Origin of the sequence: Actinomyces sp. ZJ308 (assembly GCF_011752065.1) — a bacterium.
Taxonomy (GTDB): Bacteria; Actinomycetota; Actinomycetes; order Actinomycetales; family Actinomycetaceae; genus Actinomyces.
The window spans coordinates 1-14,315 of the sequence record NZ_JAAIJY010000028.1; the positions used below are offsets into that span (position 1 = coordinate 1).

Annotated in this window: 13 protein-coding genes and 1 pseudogene; 3 read left to right on the forward strand and 11 right to left on the reverse strand. The window is 62.2% G+C overall.

The window, feature by feature from the left end; all coding sequences use genetic code 11:
• Window positions 1-68 precede the first annotated feature (68 nt).
• From HCR68_RS11190 to HCR68_RS11200, 3 genes and pseudogenes are all read right to left on the reverse strand, one after another.
• Window positions 69-374, reverse strand: a complete 306-nt coding sequence (locus HCR68_RS11190) for a transposase (protein WP_167149493.1) — start codon at window positions 372-374, stop codon at window positions 69-71.
• Window positions 375-545: 171 nt separating this feature from the next.
• Window positions 546-890, reverse strand: a pseudogene (locus HCR68_RS14305) (transposase); the annotation flags it as partial.
• Window positions 891-939: 49 nt separating this feature from the next.
• Window positions 940-1,449 carry a transposase family protein gene (locus HCR68_RS11200; RefSeq protein WP_208320595.1) on the reverse strand — a complete coding sequence of 170 codons (510 nt, stop codon included), beginning with the start codon at window positions 1,447-1,449 and terminating at the stop codon, window positions 940-942.
• Between the two features lie 438 nt (window positions 1,450-1,887).
• On the opposite strand from HCR68_RS11200, the gene HCR68_RS11205 reads away from it, so the two are divergent.
• Entirely contained in the window at window positions 1,888-5,484 is a 3,597-nt protein-coding gene (locus HCR68_RS11205) for a DUF5979 domain-containing protein (protein ID WP_243859072.1), read from the forward strand.
• Window positions 5,485-5,586: 102 nt separating this feature from the next.
• Here HCR68_RS11205 and HCR68_RS11210 read toward each other — a convergent pair whose 3' ends face one another.
• Window positions 5,587-5,847 (reverse strand): hypothetical protein, encoded by a 261-nt coding sequence (locus HCR68_RS11210; RefSeq protein ID WP_243859073.1) that lies wholly within the window; start codon window positions 5,845-5,847, stop codon window positions 5,587-5,589.
• On the reverse strand, window positions 5,844-6,131 hold the full coding sequence (locus HCR68_RS11215) for a helix-turn-helix domain-containing protein (RefSeq protein ID WP_167149497.1): 288 nt from the start codon (window positions 6,129-6,131) through the stop codon (window positions 5,844-5,846). Before HCR68_RS11215 ends, HCR68_RS11210 begins: the two co-directional genes overlap by 4 nt.
• 222 nt (window positions 6,132-6,353) lie before the next feature.
• Here HCR68_RS11215 and HCR68_RS11220 point away from each other — a divergent pair, with 222 nt between their 5' ends.
• Complete coding sequence (locus HCR68_RS11220; protein ID WP_167149499.1) at window positions 6,354-7,022, forward strand: AIM24 family protein; 669 nt, start codon at window positions 6,354-6,356, stop codon at window positions 7,020-7,022.
• Window positions 7,023-7,046: 24 nt separating this feature from the next.
• On the opposite strand, the gene HCR68_RS11225 is transcribed toward HCR68_RS11220, so the two are convergent.
• Entirely contained in the window at window positions 7,047-7,394 is a 348-nt protein-coding gene (locus tag HCR68_RS11225) for a HepT-like ribonuclease domain-containing protein (RefSeq protein WP_208320596.1), read from the reverse strand.
• The gene (locus HCR68_RS11230; RefSeq protein ID WP_167149501.1) at window positions 7,381-7,677 is read right to left on the reverse strand and encodes a nucleotidyltransferase family protein; all 297 of its coding nucleotides are present in this window, start codon (window positions 7,675-7,677) and stop codon (window positions 7,381-7,383) included. The genes HCR68_RS11225 and HCR68_RS11230 overlap by 14 nt, the downstream gene beginning before the upstream one ends.
• A gap of 33 nt (window positions 7,678-7,710) precedes the next feature.
• Between HCR68_RS11230 and HCR68_RS11235 the strand changes: the two genes are divergently transcribed.
• A complete protein-coding gene (locus HCR68_RS11235; protein ID WP_243859074.1) occupies window positions 7,711-7,947 on the forward strand; it encodes an AIM24 family protein in 237 nt (78 codons plus the stop codon).
• A gap of 439 nt (window positions 7,948-8,386) precedes the next feature.
• Here HCR68_RS11235 and HCR68_RS11240 read toward each other — a convergent pair whose 3' ends face one another.
• The 4 genes from HCR68_RS11240 to HCR68_RS11255 all read right to left on the reverse strand — a co-directional run bounded on the left by HCR68_RS11240 (window position 8,387) and on the right by HCR68_RS11255 (window position 14,163).
• Window positions 8,387-8,758 carry a PH domain-containing protein gene (locus HCR68_RS11240; protein WP_167149563.1) on the reverse strand — a complete coding sequence of 124 codons (372 nt, stop codon included), beginning with the start codon at window positions 8,756-8,758 and terminating at the stop codon, window positions 8,387-8,389.
• Between the two features lie 475 nt (window positions 8,759-9,233).
• The gene (locus HCR68_RS11245; RefSeq protein ID WP_167149503.1) at window positions 9,234-10,574 is read right to left on the reverse strand and encodes an MBL fold metallo-hydrolase; all 1,341 of its coding nucleotides are present in this window, start codon (window positions 10,572-10,574) and stop codon (window positions 9,234-9,236) included.
• Window positions 10,575-11,280: 706 nt separating this feature from the next.
• Window positions 11,281-12,366 (reverse strand): redox-regulated ATPase YchF, encoded by a 1,086-nt coding sequence (gene ychF / locus HCR68_RS11250; RefSeq protein ID WP_167149505.1) that lies wholly within the window; start codon window positions 12,364-12,366, stop codon window positions 11,281-11,283.
• 108 nt (window positions 12,367-12,474) lie between these two features.
• Window positions 12,475-14,163, reverse strand: a complete 1,689-nt coding sequence (locus HCR68_RS11255) for an alpha/beta hydrolase-fold protein (protein ID WP_243859075.1) — start codon at window positions 14,161-14,163, stop codon at window positions 12,475-12,477.
• Window positions 14,164-14,315: the final 152 nt, after the last annotated feature.

Below are 14,315 nucleotides of genomic sequence, written 5' to 3' on the forward strand. Positions count from 1 at the left end.
AAGCCATCATCCGCACAACGACTTCGAGGGGCCACAACCCTCATCATCTACGCAACACCATCCAGAAGCTACAGAACTACACCCACAGCTCCCTTCCGTTCAGGACACACGAAGGCCGCCGCTTTTTTCAGGAACTCGTTCTCCTGACGCAGCTCCCTGTTTTCCGCTCTCAGCTTCGCGATCTCGGCTGACTCGGAGGCCTTTTTGCGGTCCTGATCGGTAGCATGATCTTTTCTGTACTTTGCGACCCAGTTACCCACCGTCTGGGCCACAAGATCATACGAGGCCGCCACCGAGGCGATCGTGCGGTCCTTCTCAATGACCTCACGCACGACCTGGGCCTTGAACTCCTCTGAGTATTTCGCTGCTGGCATGGTCTCCATCCTATCGACTCACGGGAAGAAAAACTCCCCCTGTCCGAGAAACACCACGCACTCCAGGTGGTGCTGAATGTCGCGCACTTCTCAATTCCGCCGGCGCATCAGGCCTGGTGATTCACTCGCATCCAGCCCGCACCGGACGGCGCTGGCCCTTACGCTACCCGGGCGTGGGGTGAAGGTCCCGGCCCGGTCCCGAGGCACCTCAATCTCGAAAGGCCCCATCCTGGCGAGTCCACCGTCTTGGGCGTGGTCCCGTTCCTGGCGTTACCGCGCGCCTGGGCGGTCGGCTCGCCCTTGTCATAGCCCAGGTGCTCGCTCAAGCCAAGCGCCCAGGCCCCTCTCCAGGGCCTCCTTGACCAGGGCCGGCAGCAGGCCATCAGCCCCGGTCATCTTCACCTGGCCGGCATCAATCTGCTCAAACAAGCCGTCCAAAGACCCCGCCGAACGCAGCCGGTCGACTACATCCTGCCCACCAGCAGGAGTCGCGTTGTCGTCATCAGTAGCAGTCATCAGTGTCAGTCCTTCCAACGGAGGGGCTTACACAAACCATTGAACACGCTCACCGACCTTCGATCACATCGAGAAGGCGGGCCGGCCCCGCCTCGTGACGTACGGGGGTCAGGTCGATGATGACGGTGACGTACTTGTCGCCCCGCCTGGTGTGGCGCCAGACGTGCTCGTCAACCCCGAGCACCTCCACGCCCTTGAATCGGTCGGGCGTCTCGTTGAGGATCTGCTCGGCTCGGGTCAGGATCGCGCTGTTGGCAGTGTGCCAAGAGATCCCCAGGGCCTGCGCGACGCGTGAGACCGACATGGACTCAAGGCCCAGGGCCCGCAGCCCCCACTCGACGGCCGCGTGGGTCAGCCGCGCCCGCGGCTGGGCCACCCGGCTCGTGTCCTGTCTCCACACCCGGCGGCAGTGCGTGCAGGCGAAGCGCCGCACGCGCACCACCAGCTGCGTGGGTCGCCACCCCACCGGTAGGTGGGCCAGGCGCCGGGACACCGTTCCACGAGCCTGCCCCTGGGCCCCGCAGGCCTTGCAGAACGGGTCCTCCAAGCCGATCGGCATGCGGCACTCGACAATGGCCTCGTCGGGGTCAGGTGCTGGCCCACCGCGGTCAGTCCCAGGGCGTCCAGGCCCAGGAAGGTCGTCAGGTCAGGGCCGGTGAAGGTAGTCTCAGGCACGTCGAGGTCTCTCGTGACGGGGTGTGTAGCAGCTCCCATCATCGGGGGACCTCGACCCCCACCCACCGCAACGACGCACCCACCACCCCCACCAAACAGATCAATAGGACCCGCTTACTACACCCTCAAACACGAAGAGCCCGAAAAGTCTCTTTCTCTGATTTCTTTTGCGCAACACCTACATGACATTTTGGTAACATTTCAACACGTCTTGATGCCTATGCCACAAAAGTTGTCTCAGATATTCTCTTCGCTATACGTTGTGCCAGTTGTTCGCGGTCAACCCCAGTCCGCCACTCCCTAGTGAAGAGGATGTGTATACATGCAGGTCTCCACCGCCCTCAGACGCACTGCGTCCAGGGGTCGTCTAACGGCCGTCTGGCTCGCCATGACGGCCCTGCTTCTGAGCGTGATGATGCCAGTACCGGCCGACGCCGCGGTTAATAACGGCATCGAGGTCTCAAACCTCGTCCTGTCCAAGTCCGACCGAGATGGCAACGACTCAACCGGCGCCGTCACGACCCAGGACGTGGCCAAGCTGTCCTACACGTGGGACGCCACGAAGACCACCATCAACCCGGGAGACTCCTTCTCCATCGACCTGGGCGAGCACTTCAAGAACCTGGAGAGCCCGAAGACCGTCACCATGAGCCTGCCCTACAACGGCACGCCCACGGAGGTGGGCACGTGCACGCTGACGGAAAGGACCATGGAGTGCGCCTTCAACGACAAGGTTGAGGAGCTCAAGGCTGCAGGATTCAAGGAGTTCAAGGGCTCGGGTCAGGCACTGCTCCTCATTACGCAGACCACCACCGCTGAGACAGTGGACATGACTGTCAACGGCACTCAGAAGGTGAGCGTCGACCTGCCGGGCACCGGGGGAATCAAGGGCCCTGCCGCACAGGGCTACACACCTCTGACCTTCGCGAAGATCTCCTCGGTCATCACCTCCGCCTCCTCCTCCATGGCCTGGGAGGTCAACTTCGGCTCGGACTACATCAAGGAGCAGCTGGCCAAGGGGAGCAGTCCCATCAACCCCGACGGCCGGACTCGTCAGACCATCACCATTACCGACACGCTCGGCCCGGGCATGGCCTTTAACACCAACATGAGCAGGTGGAACCTCTCACTACGCAACAGCGCCGCCGAGCCGGACATGTCCAGAGTCGTCCTGACCACGGGAGCAGGCAGGGACATGAATACGACGTACGGCGACTTCGACCTGGACGTGGACATCCAGGGGCAGGTCGCCACCATCAAGGTCACCGGCCCCTTTGCCCCCAGCTCCAACTACAAGATCGCCTATCCCGTGACCTTCACCTCCCACAACGGTAAGGCCACCGTTGGCGTGCGCTACAACAACTCCGCCACCCTCAACGGTTCCGGGACCCAGGGTGAGTTCAGCCGCAGCTACGCCGACTCCTTCAAGGTCACCGTGGAGATGGCGGCCGGATTCGGCGGGTTCGAGGTCGTCAAGATGCTGGAGGGCACCGGCCTGGACGCCGTCGACGTCGCGAACACGACGCTGCCGGTCAAGGTCGACTACGTCCTACCCGGACCCGCCAGCGCCTACACCGGATGGACTGCCCCCGGTACGCTCAACGCCGACGGCACAACCGGTACGGCTGTGCTCAACGTCAGCATCGGCAAGACCAACACGTTCCAGGGCACCTTCCCCCAGGGCACCGTCGTCACCCTGTCCGAGGACACCGCTCAGGCCTCGCCCGCTCCTTCGGGGTACGCCTGGGGCGAGCCGGTCTTCAGCGTCGGCAACGCCAAGACCAATGTCCTGACCATCGGTAACCGGGTATCGACCAAGGTCACGCTCAACAACACCGCCGATATCGTCAAGGCTCCCGGAACCTTCCAGGTGACGAAGACCGTCGTCGGCGCCGACGCGCCCGCGGGCGCTCGCGACAAGGACTTCGCCTTCACCTACACCTGCTCCGACGGCCAGTCGGGCCGCGTCAGCGCCAAGGGTGACGGGACGGCCGTCCAGGCCGGCGCGACCTTCCCGCAGGGCACCACCTGCACGGTGAAGGAGGAGGCCGACTCCGCGCAGCTCGACGGCTACACGCTCACGGCCCCTGCCGAGCAGACCGTCACCATCAAGGACCCCGCCGAGCCGGCCGTGACGGCCGCGTTCGCGAACTCCTACACCCGTGACACGGGTGCCTTCTCCGTCGCCAAGTCGGTCCAGGGTGGTCCGGACGGGGCGGCCAACGGCTCCTACACCTTCACCTACACCTGCGACGGCGACGTGAAGGGCACCCTGACGGTCCCCGGCGACGGGACGGCCGTGTCCTCTCCGCGGATCCCGACCGGGACCTCCTGCACGATCGCCGAGGACGCCGCCTCGGCCGCCAAGGACGGCTACTCCGTGACCTCGGCCCTGTCGCAGGACACGGTGACCATCGCCAAGGACCAGACCGTGGCCGTCACCGCCACCAACACCTACACCCGCGACACCGGTACCTTCTCGGTCACCAAGAGCGTCACGGGCGACTACACCCCGCAGGCGGGCGACTCGGTCAAGATTGGCTACACCTGCAACGACCCCGACAGCACCCGGGGGAGCCTCGATGTGCCCATGGACGGCACCGCCGTCAGTGGGCCGGCCCTCCCCACGGGGACGGTGTGCACCCTGAGTGAGGACAGCGCCTCGGCTCAGCGTGAGGGTTACACGGCCGCCACCGCCTATTCCGCGACGACCGTGAGGATCGTGAAGGACCAGGTCCCGAACGTCTCGGTGACGAACACCTACACGCGCCAGACCGGGGGCTTCTCAGTGTCCAAGACGGTTCAGGGCGACGGCGCGCAGTCCGCGCCCGCGGAGTTCACCTTCGAGTACACCTGCACCGACAAGGTCACCGGCAAGGCCGGCTCCCCCAAGCAGGTCGTAGTCAAGGCCGGCCAGACCGCCCACGTGGGCGACGTGCCGACCGGCTCCTGCACGATCGCGGAGAAGGACGCCTCCGCCAAGGGCACGAGCCTCTCGACGGCGCTGGCCGTCAACGGCACGCCCGTGCAGGGCGACAAGGCGACCTTCGACGTCCTCGGCGGGGACGCCGCCGACGTCAGCGTCTCGGCCGTCAACACCTACACCCTGGAGCGCGGCACCTTCACCGTGTCGAAGAAGGTGGAGGGCGATGGCGCCGAGACCCACAAGAACGTCGCCTTCACCTTCCAGTACACCTGCAGGTCCGACGTCGAGGGCGAGGTCAGTGGTGAGCTGACGGCTCGCGGTGACGGCGCTGCCGTCTCCGGGCCCGCGCTGCCCGTCGGGGCGACGTGCTCGGTGTCGGAGAAGACGTCGTCGGCCCAGGTCAACGGCTACGACGTGAAGACCCCGGAGGCGCAGGACGTGACGATCGCGGAGAAGGATGCCGCGCTGTCCTTCGCCAACACCTACAGCCGTCAGACCGGCTCGTTCTCGGTGACCAAGACGGTGACGGGCGTGGAGGCCGGTGACAAGCAGTTCGCCTTCGCCTACACCTGCACCGACGGGACCGAGGGCACGCTGAAGGCCAAGGCCGACGGCGAGGCGGTCGCCGGACCGAAGGTGCCCACCGGCACGCAGTGCACCGTGACCGAGGATGCCAAGGCGGCCGCGATCGACGGCTACACGCTGGCGGCCCCGGAGGCCCAGACGGTGACGGTCTCGGAGAAGGACCAGGTGGTCAGTGCCTCCTTCGTCAACGCCTACACCGAGGACCCGGCCGCCCCGGCGCCGTCGGCGAGCCCCGAGCCGTCTGCGTCCGGTGAGCCGACGCCGAGCGACCCAGCGCAGGGCGACTCGGCGCAGGGCGACTCCGGATCGTTCCTGGCCCGGACCGGGGCGTTTGTGGGGATCCCCCTTGCCCTGGCTCTGGCCGCGATCGCAGGAGGAGCGCTTCTGGCTTATCGCCGCAGGGCGTGAGCCGGCGCGCTGAGAGCCGGTAACCGAGGCTGTCAGCCAGATGAGTGAGGGTCCTCCACCCCGGGCGGGTGGAGGACCCTCACGGCTCTCCTCCAGGATCCTTTAGACGGCGTCGCGCGCGGCCGGGTGAGAGCCTCCAGATTCCGCGGTCGGCGAGGAACCCAAGGCGCTGAGGAGGCTCGGATGGTACTGAGCGCCGGGGACCAGGCTCAGGGCAGGGTCGATGTTCGCTCCGCCGTCGGCGAGGTAGGTGGGATCGTAGAGGAAGGTGGTGGAGACCTGGCCGCGCGATCGCGTGAAGTGCGCCTGGCCGACCAGGCGGGGTGAGCCGTTGGTACCGGTGACGATCTCGACGGCGGTCATCGGGCACGCTTTCTGGTGAGGCGGCCGGCACGGAGGCGACCGATGTCGCTGGACAGGGGGTCGACGGCGTCGACGAGCTGGTCAAGGATGCCCAGGGCGCGCAGCACCTGGGCGACGCTGTTGAAGCTGACATTGGGGTTGCCCGACTCGATCTTGCGCAGGGTGTCGCGGGTGATGCCCGCGCGCTCGGACACCTGCTGCGCGGTCAGGCCGAGCACCATGCGCCATCCGCGCACGTGCTCCCCGAGCTCCTTCACTTGACGGTTGATCCTGTAGCCGGACACGGTCCTCGTCCTCCATTCACTATGGCTAGCAGCATAGCCTGAACCGGAAGTTATGGCGAAGATGATCGTCACAAGAGATGCGAAGAAGCAGACTGGGGCTCGACGGCGGGTCCGGTGATCGGGGATCGTTCCCCAGATGCGTCGACCGCCCGCTTGGTAGTCTGCCGCCAGCAGCGTCTTGCTGCTCTCCCGCCCCCACTCCTTGGAACAGAGGTACTTTCCGTGCGCAGTCCCCTTTTCGACCAGGCCAACCGTGAGCAGGAGAGCGGCCAGCGCTGGACTCTTCAGTCCAACAAGATGCTGCGCGTGGCTCTGGGGCCGGAGGTGCTGGCCGCGCAGGGGTCGATGGTCGCCTACCAGGGGAATATCGACTTCTCCTACCAGGGTTCGAGGAGCCTGGGCGGCATGATCAAGAAGGCCGCCACCGGGGAAGGCGGCAACCTCATGCGCGCCTCCGGGCAGGGCGAGGTGTTCTTCGCCCGCAGCGCGCACAACGTGTTCCTGCTTCAGCTGGAGGGCGACGCGATCACGGTGAACACGCCGTCCCTGCTGGCCTTCGATGCGCACCTGGGTTACGACATCCGGATGCTCGGCAACGCGGGGATTCTCGCCGGCGGCTTGTTCAATCTGATGGTTCAGGGGCAGGGCGTGGTGGCTGTGTCCTCTGACGGGCCGCCGATGCTGCTGGACTGCTCCCAGCAGCCGACCTTCGTTGACCCGCAGGCGGCGATCTGCTGGTCGGCGAACCTGCAGCCGCAGATCAAGAGCACCTTCAAGATGGGGTCCCTCATTGGCCGGGGCTCGGGCGAGTCCTTCCAGCTGGCCTTCCACGGCCCGGGCTTCGTCGTGGTCCAACCCAGCGAAGGCCAGCCGGTGGTGACGGCTTCCTGAGCGGGGCGCCTCGCGGGTGCTTGCTTAAGGTTCCATGTTGGACAGCAAGGCATCGAGTTGCCGGCCGAGTTCAGGAAGGTCGTTGCGCGCTGTCGTCACCAGGATGTCGACATCGATTGACCAGTAACCGTGCACGACTCGATTGCGCAAGCCGATGGGGCGACGCCAGATAACCTCCGGATGGCCCGAGCGGAACTCCTCGGGTAGTTTCGCAGCAGCTTCCCCGAGAACGGTGAAGTTCCAGGACAGAGCATCAGCCTTCACCCAGTCATCCTCGAGATCAGTCCCCACCGGGACACCATCAACGAGAGCGATGATGCGAGTGACCGCATCCCGCATCTCTCGCAGATACAGATACTCAGGCCGCGTCATAAAATGGCTCCGCGTCCGCAAGGACCTGTTCACGAATCAGCGGATGCAAGGATTTTCGTGACACCAGGTCGACTGGACGCCCGAACAGGTCAGCAAGATCCTGAGACAGGTCCTCGATCTCCCAGCCGAGCGAGCGGTCCTGAGCGAGCTCATAGAGAAGATCGACGTCGCTTCCTGGGCGATCTTCACCGCGGGCGACCGATCCGAAGACATCGAGGCGTGCAATCCCGAAACGACGGCACAGCGCATCCAGCCTCGCTCGGTCGACGTCTAGAGCCTCCATGCCTGGAGTCTACGCGAAGAGAGGCATGACAACATGCCCCAGAGGCAGGGGGTAGGGTGCGCCGCTTCCACCAGCTCACCGATGCTGCTGGGCTGCCCCCAGGTGGCGATCTGCTGGTCGGCGAACCTGCAGCCGCAGATCAAGAGCATCTTCAAGATGGGGTCCCTCATTGGCCGGGGCTCGGGCGAGTCCTTCCAGCTGGCCTTCCACGGCCCGGGCTTCGTCGTGGTCCAGCCCAGCGAGGGCCAGCCGGTGGTGACGGCTTCCTGAATTGGACGCCGACGACGGATCACACGAGCACCAGCATGTGGAGACCGATCCACAGTCGTTCAGCCCGTTCACAGCCGTTCATCCCGCTGATCGGCAAGGGCACCCAGCGTCCGCTGAGTCAGCGCTGGGCTCGATCTCCAGCCTCAGCCTGTTCATCTCGACGGCGCACTGCTCGTTCAGCGGCAACGGGTTGAGGACCGGTAACCTTTCGGCCGATCGAAGGCCGTCCCAAAGTTGGCTGCGGCAGTTGTCGGAGGTCGTAGCCAACCTCAGCCTCGTCAGCCCACGCCTGGATCTGCCTATCGCTGATGCGATGCCCATGAAGAAGGTGCTCGACCACGGCAGTACCGTACAAGACAATCGACCATGTCGCTCTAGTGTGTCATCATCAGCAGCGACAACGACCGTCCAACACTTACTACCCGCAAAACCTGAAAAGTCAGTGCGACATCAAAACACAGGACGAGATAAGCCTATCGATCTTGCGGACATCGACCTGAGACCCAAGCTTGATCTTGATGTGACCAGCCCGCGTCCACAACTCGACTTCTGAGTTGATGTCAAACGTTCCCGCATTCTCGGTCGACCACATATTGATGGCACTGTAGGGCAGCGAATAGATCTCCACCTTCCGACCGGTCAGCCCTTGAGCATCACGGACGATCAACCTCTTCGACGTAAATATAGCGGAGTCTCGCATCGTCTTGAAGGCAGCATAAGGTTGCTCGCCTTGCACGAGAACCCCCATAACATCCTGAGGGATTGGAACCTCCGCCAGGAATGTCCATGTAGCCACCGAGGCCATCTCCATGCTCACGTTTTCACCTCATCGTAAAACAAAGAACTTCGGGAACTCACCTCCCGCAGAGCACAGATAATATTAGGAAAATCAGTGCGCCCCAAACCTACGAAAACGTCCGTCAGGATGTTTAGGCTGACGCATCACCATTGACTACAGGCCTACAGAGGCCGCCCCGGAGTCCACCTCCCTGCCGATAGTAGAGAATATTCCCCGAGAGTGCTGATCCTGGAACAACTACCCGAAACTTGACTCAAGTAAGCACAAGGGCACCGGACTAAGGTCACTTGTACCAAAGCTGGGCGCCTGACGCGGATGCCCGTCCCCATTACGGGTGGGTCAACGACTCGCAGGATCTGCGCCGCTCCGGACTGAACGAAGTCCCTTCCACCGACCTGCATGACAGGACAGAATCGCCCCGACATATCAGCGACAAAAGCTATATCGAGATGAGCGTAATCATATCGAAGAGTCAAGGCTTTCGTAGTTACGCATCTACATAGACCGTTAGAGAGTCGGTCCACCGAGACCGACAATCTGATGTTACGACAATTGCAGTCCCACCTGACGCATTTACGTCAAGCAAAACACGTTGCGCAGGATGACCATAACTTCCGTCAGCACCAAAGACACAAGTAGGCGCATCATTTCCATGCAACCCATATCCCTCAAGGAGTTCCGATCCCCATTCACGAGGCGACCCATGATGAGGAGGAGCAATGACATAGGTTCGCGATCTGTATTCTGCAAAAGCGTCAATCGCCTCATGCAAACGCTTTTTCGCGCCCAGAGACGCGTCACCGTAACCGATCCATCCGGGCACAGTCGGCCAGGCCCCAATTTCTGGTCGATCATAAAATGCAGCTTTCGAACGAAAAGTTCGCAGTTTTTGACCTAGAACGGTCCCAGAATAGAGCATAAGTGACGTTATATTGAGCGTGAAAGAGGATCCAATCATTGCAACGGCGTCTTTGAAAGCTTTTTTAAGATCAGAGGTGTGATTCAGTACAAGATTTCTCACAATGTTGACATCTTCAAGATCTTTTTCGTCGTTAATTAACGCCAATTGTTTTAACTTTTGAACAAAAACAGCAGCCTGATTCTGCGCATCCCATAGGACGTGCGTTTTAAACTCCCAAACAGGAGCGCCTGACAGGTTTGTGATGTTCCACAGATTCAATCGGTTCTGAGGCTGTGATATATTAAGATCCGAGTAACTTCTTATTGCAGAGTTTCTGATTTCGGAATTTGTTAAAATGTAATCTTCACTCACAGTTTCATCTACGCGAATCTCCTCCTCATCCAGTGGCGTCATCTGCTGAATTTCAACATCAGGGCCAGTAATTTCTCGTAACGCTGTTACCGGATTGGCGATAAAGTCCCAATACCATTCATCAAAATCTCCCACGTTCGCATCATAAGTAGATGAATTGTTCGAACTCGAATAATAAACAGAAGGAAATAGTGAGCCGGCTAGGCAAAAAATTCTACTAGATACGGGGGTCATAGGGATAACAAAACGACTGACTGAGGTTTGTTTAGCTAAGTATGGAATTCCGCTGATGTGGTCGTAATCAAAATGAGAAATATACATTATATCAACGTTACGAGAGCGCGAGTAGAGGTAACGTTGATATTTTGGACCTACATACAAACGGGAGACAAATTCGTCGATCTCTCGTTTTAGATTCCTCTGGTTTTTAGTTGTTGCACCGCAATCATACACATATGTCACGGGCTTGCCTTCAGCAGTTATCGTGCCACTGTGAAAAAATCCATGGCCAACGGCCCACTGGGTGCGCGATACACGCATTTTAAATAACGTCATAATATTTATCTTTCTTGTATTCACTCGACATGAGATCAGAAACTTGATTGCTCTCAAGAATTATCAAGTCATGTTTAAAATCTACCACTCAACATTAAACTTCGAGCAAGTTATTCTTACTAGAGTGTAGAGATGACGAGGGTGACTGATAGTGATTTCACGTTAGTTCGAAGGGCGTCTTCATCCAGCCCAGCTACATCGGCGTAAACCCTCGTGCACTCTTAATTTTGGTAGCCAATACAACGACTTGGTTTAAATTAACTAGGATCAAACTTATTCCCTGCTAGTGACTCCCTAAATTTTTAAGGCTGCCGCCTTCATAAACCTCTTGAGGTATGATAGAGAATTTTTCCAATGCATAAACATTATCATCAGAGTGCAGGCTCGTTTGATTTTCACAAACAACTAGTTTGTTAGAGAACTTCCTCGCATGAATTTTACCTCTTTAATTCCGGTTTCTTGACATTAAATCGTCTCGCTATATATAGATTTGAGATATCACCATAATGTGTTCGCCAATCCATTAAGAGTTACTCGGAATTCTTGATTTCTGCTTTTAAACTGCCATTCTCTCTGCTATGTTGTCTGCATTGCCAGCAACCTTCACGTAGATTCGAATGTCACCTCACTTGCAAGAAGCAAAAGTGAATAATTAAACATTAATAGATAGTTTTCGATTTTTCCTTCCCTGAACTCAAGCGATTTATTAAACACTAAACCTAAACTCCACGACGTCCCCGTCGCTCATCACGTAGTCCTTTCCTTCCATGCGCACTCGGCCGTGAGCGCGGGCTTCAGCAACGCTGCCGTACTGGACCAGATCATCATAACTCACGATCTCGGCCTTGATAAAGCCCCGCTCAAAGTCAGTGTGGATTACCCCGGCGGCCTGGGGCGCCGTCGCGCCCTTGCGGATCGTCCAGGCCCGGGACTCCTTCTCCCCCGCCGTCAGGTAGGTCTGCAGCCCCAGGGTGTCGAACCCGACCCTCGCCAGCTTGTCCAGGCCGGACTCCTCCTGCCCGTTCTCGTGCAGCATCTCCGCCGCCTCCTCGGGCTCCAGCTCCACAAGCTCGGCCTCGAACTGGGCATCCAGGAAGATCGCCTCCGCCGGCGCCACCAGCTCACGCAGCTCGGCCTGACGGGCCTCGTCACCCATCCCGGCATCGTCCATGTTGAACACGTAGATGAACGGCTTCGTGGTCATCAGCTGGAAGGTCCTCAGCACCTCCGCATCGATCCCGGCGGCCTCCGCCCCGGCGGACAGCAGCGTCCCATCCTCCAGGACCTTGAGGGCCGCCTGCGCCGTCTCCAGCACCACGGGCTCCGTCTTCTTACCCCGCACCTCCTTCTCCAGGCGCGGGATCGCCTTCTCCAGGGTCTGCATGTCCGCCAGCACCAGCTCGGTGCTGATCGTCTCGATGTCCCCGGCCGGCTCCACCTTGCCGTCCACGTGCACCACGTCCGGGTCCTCGAAGGCGCGCGTCACCATGCAGATCGCGTCTGCCTCGCGGATATTGGCCAGGAACTGGTTGCCCAGCCCCTCGTCCTCGCTGGCGCCGCGCACGATCCCGGCGATGTCCACGAAGGAGACCGTCGCCGGGACCACTCGCGCGGAGTGGAACAGCTCGGCCAGCTTGTCCAGGCGCGCATCCGGCAGCGGCACAACCCCCACGTTCGGCTCAATGGTCGCGAACGGGTAGTTGGCGGCCAGGACGGTCGCGCGGGTCAGGGCGTTGAACAGGGTGGACTTGCCGACGTTGGGCAGTCCGACGATTCCGATGGTAAGTGCCACGCAGGAGAGTTTAGACGGCCCCTCCGACACCGTGCGCCCCAACCGAGCACGACGGCACCGCTCCCCCGTCCCGACCGGCTGCGCCGGCCGGCCCGGGCCTGCCCCCTGCTAACCGGCCTGGTTGTTCATCCGGACCGACGCCTTCAGATCACGCCACGAGGTGTAGAAGCCCCCGCCGGCATTGGCCCCGATGCCCACCGCCGCGGCGATGAGGGAGGCCGCCACCATCACCACCGCGAAGCGCCCCGCGATCGCACCAACCAGCCGCAACGCTGAGGGCCTGTCTCCCTCGCGCCGTCGGCCCCAGCGGGGAGCCCGGGCCAACGCGATCCCGACCGTCGCCAGCGACGCCACCACGGCCACGATGATGGTGCCCAGGCCGTTGATCTCGAAGGGCGCGGCGCGCATCGGCGAGATGGATCCCGCCGTGCGCTGGTCCCTGGGCGTCTGCGTCAGCGGCTTGACGCCGTCGGCGCTCGCCTTGGCCCAAACGTCGCCCTCGGGCGCAGGCAGGCCGGCCGCAGCGAAGACCGCCGGGTCGGAACCCCACCAGGTCAGCAGCGAGGGGAAGCGGTCATTCCACAGGACCCAGGAGTGCCCGCCCTGCACCGGGGTGTCAATCGTCACCGAGTCGGGCTCCCGTACCGAGTCCTCCATGAACCAGGCGGCCCGGGCCGCGCCGGAGGAGTCGTCCTGGGCTCCCATGACGTAGAAGCGAAGGCCGTCGGGGGCGCGCTTCCCCAGCATGGTGGACAGCGTGTTCTCGGCCTGGAGCTGCCTGCCGCTGTGCGCCAGGGCCCCTTCACCGGGACTGTCGAAGGAGGACATGACCCCGACCGCTCCGAAGCGCTGCGGGACGTCGTAGGCGGTGCGGGCCGCGCAGTAGGCGCCCGCCGAGATCCCCATGAGCATCCAGCCGGCCCGCTGTGTGGAGACGTTGGGGAAGGTGGCCCGGATCATGCGGGGGATCTCCTCGGCGGTCCAGGTCTCCACGGCCGGGCGGCCGGCGATGTTGACGCAGTCGTGCTGGCCGCCGTCCACGTTGACCGAGGGAAGCACCATGATCGACGGCGGGATGCGCCCGGCGTCGATCGCCTCCTGGAGCTGCTTGGGCGAGGTCATGCCCGTCACCAGGGACTGCGGGTCTCCGACCCAGCCGTGGATGCCCTCGATGACGTTGTAGGTGCGGCCGTCGTCGGGCCGGTAGCCCGACGGCACGATGACGCGCACCGGCAGCCTGATACCGCTGACCGGGCCGGTCCAGGTGGCCTCCTGAGAGCCGTCGCCGGCGTCCTGGAAGGTTGCCTTCCAGGCCGAGGCCGGGACGGCGTCGTAGACGGAGGGGTCCGGCAGGGGCGTCACGCGCGAGGCCCCCTGGGTGCGCGGGGCTGCGGCCTCGATGACGTCGCCGAGCGTGCGCACGTAGTGCATGGGTCGATTGATGAGCAGGCCTCCGAGCACGACGACGAGCAGCACCGGCACACCCACCATGACGGCACGCGCGGTATAGCGGCCGACGGCGCGCAGCACGGCGAGGGCGGTCAGGCGGCCGGGGGCGGGGCGCGTGGGCTCGGTGGCGGCCTTCGTGGGGGCCTCGGCGGCGCCCTGGCTGTCTGCGGTATCCGCTGCATCGGTCGGGTCCGGGATGTTGGCTGGCTCAGCCGGTCGGGTCCGCGCACGGGCCGGCAGGGTCCACGGCAGCAGGACCGCGGCGACGACGGCGCCCAGGACCGCCAGGACCGCGACGGTCAAGATCGTGCTGGAGCTGGTCAGCTCGATTCCACGTAGGAGGCTCACGTCTCCAAAGCATGTCACTACCTGCGCGAATACCCATCCTCCCGAGGTAGCAGAAGAGCCGTGCCCACAGCCTCCCCACCTCCTCCTAGCGGTGGAGGCCGCCGCGAAGAGGGACTCTTGACCCAGGTCCGAGCGGTCGGTTGCGAGTGGTT

Excerpts from the sequence above, each read along its gene's own strand:
- HCR68_RS11240 (WP_167149563.1), bottom strand. The coding sequence starts at position 8,758 with ATGGAGATGGCCTCGGTGGCTACATGGACATTCCTGGCGGAGGTTCCA.
- HCR68_RS11210 (WP_243859073.1), bottom strand. The coding sequence starts at position 5,847 with ATGACCGCCGTCGAGATCGTCACCGGTACCAACGGCTCACCCCGCCTG.
- HCR68_RS11230 (WP_167149501.1), bottom strand. The coding sequence starts at position 7,677 with ATGGAGGCTCTAGACGTCGACCGAGCGAGGCTGGATGCGCTGTGCCGT.
- HCR68_RS11205 (WP_243859072.1), top strand. The coding sequence starts at position 1,888 with ATGCAGGTCTCCACCGCCCTCAGACGCACTGCGTCCAGGGGTCGTCTA.
- HCR68_RS11190 (WP_167149493.1), bottom strand. The coding sequence starts at position 374 with ATGCCAGCAGCGAAATACTCAGAGGAGTTCAAGGCCCAGGTCGTGCGT.
- HCR68_RS11235 (WP_243859074.1), top strand. The coding sequence starts at position 7,711 with ATGCCCCAGAGGCAGGGGGTAGGGTGCGCCGCTTCCACCAGCTCACCG.
- HCR68_RS11200 (WP_208320595.1), bottom strand. The coding sequence starts at position 1,449 with ATGCCGATCGGCTTGGAGGACCCGTTCTGCAAGGCCTGCGGGGCCCAG.
- HCR68_RS11225 (WP_208320596.1), bottom strand. The coding sequence starts at position 7,394 with ATGACGCGGCCTGAGTATCTGTATCTGCGAGAGATGCGGGATGCGGTC.
- HCR68_RS11245 (WP_167149503.1), bottom strand. The coding sequence starts at position 10,574 with ATGACGTTATTTAAAATGCGTGTATCGCGCACCCAGTGGGCCGTTGGC.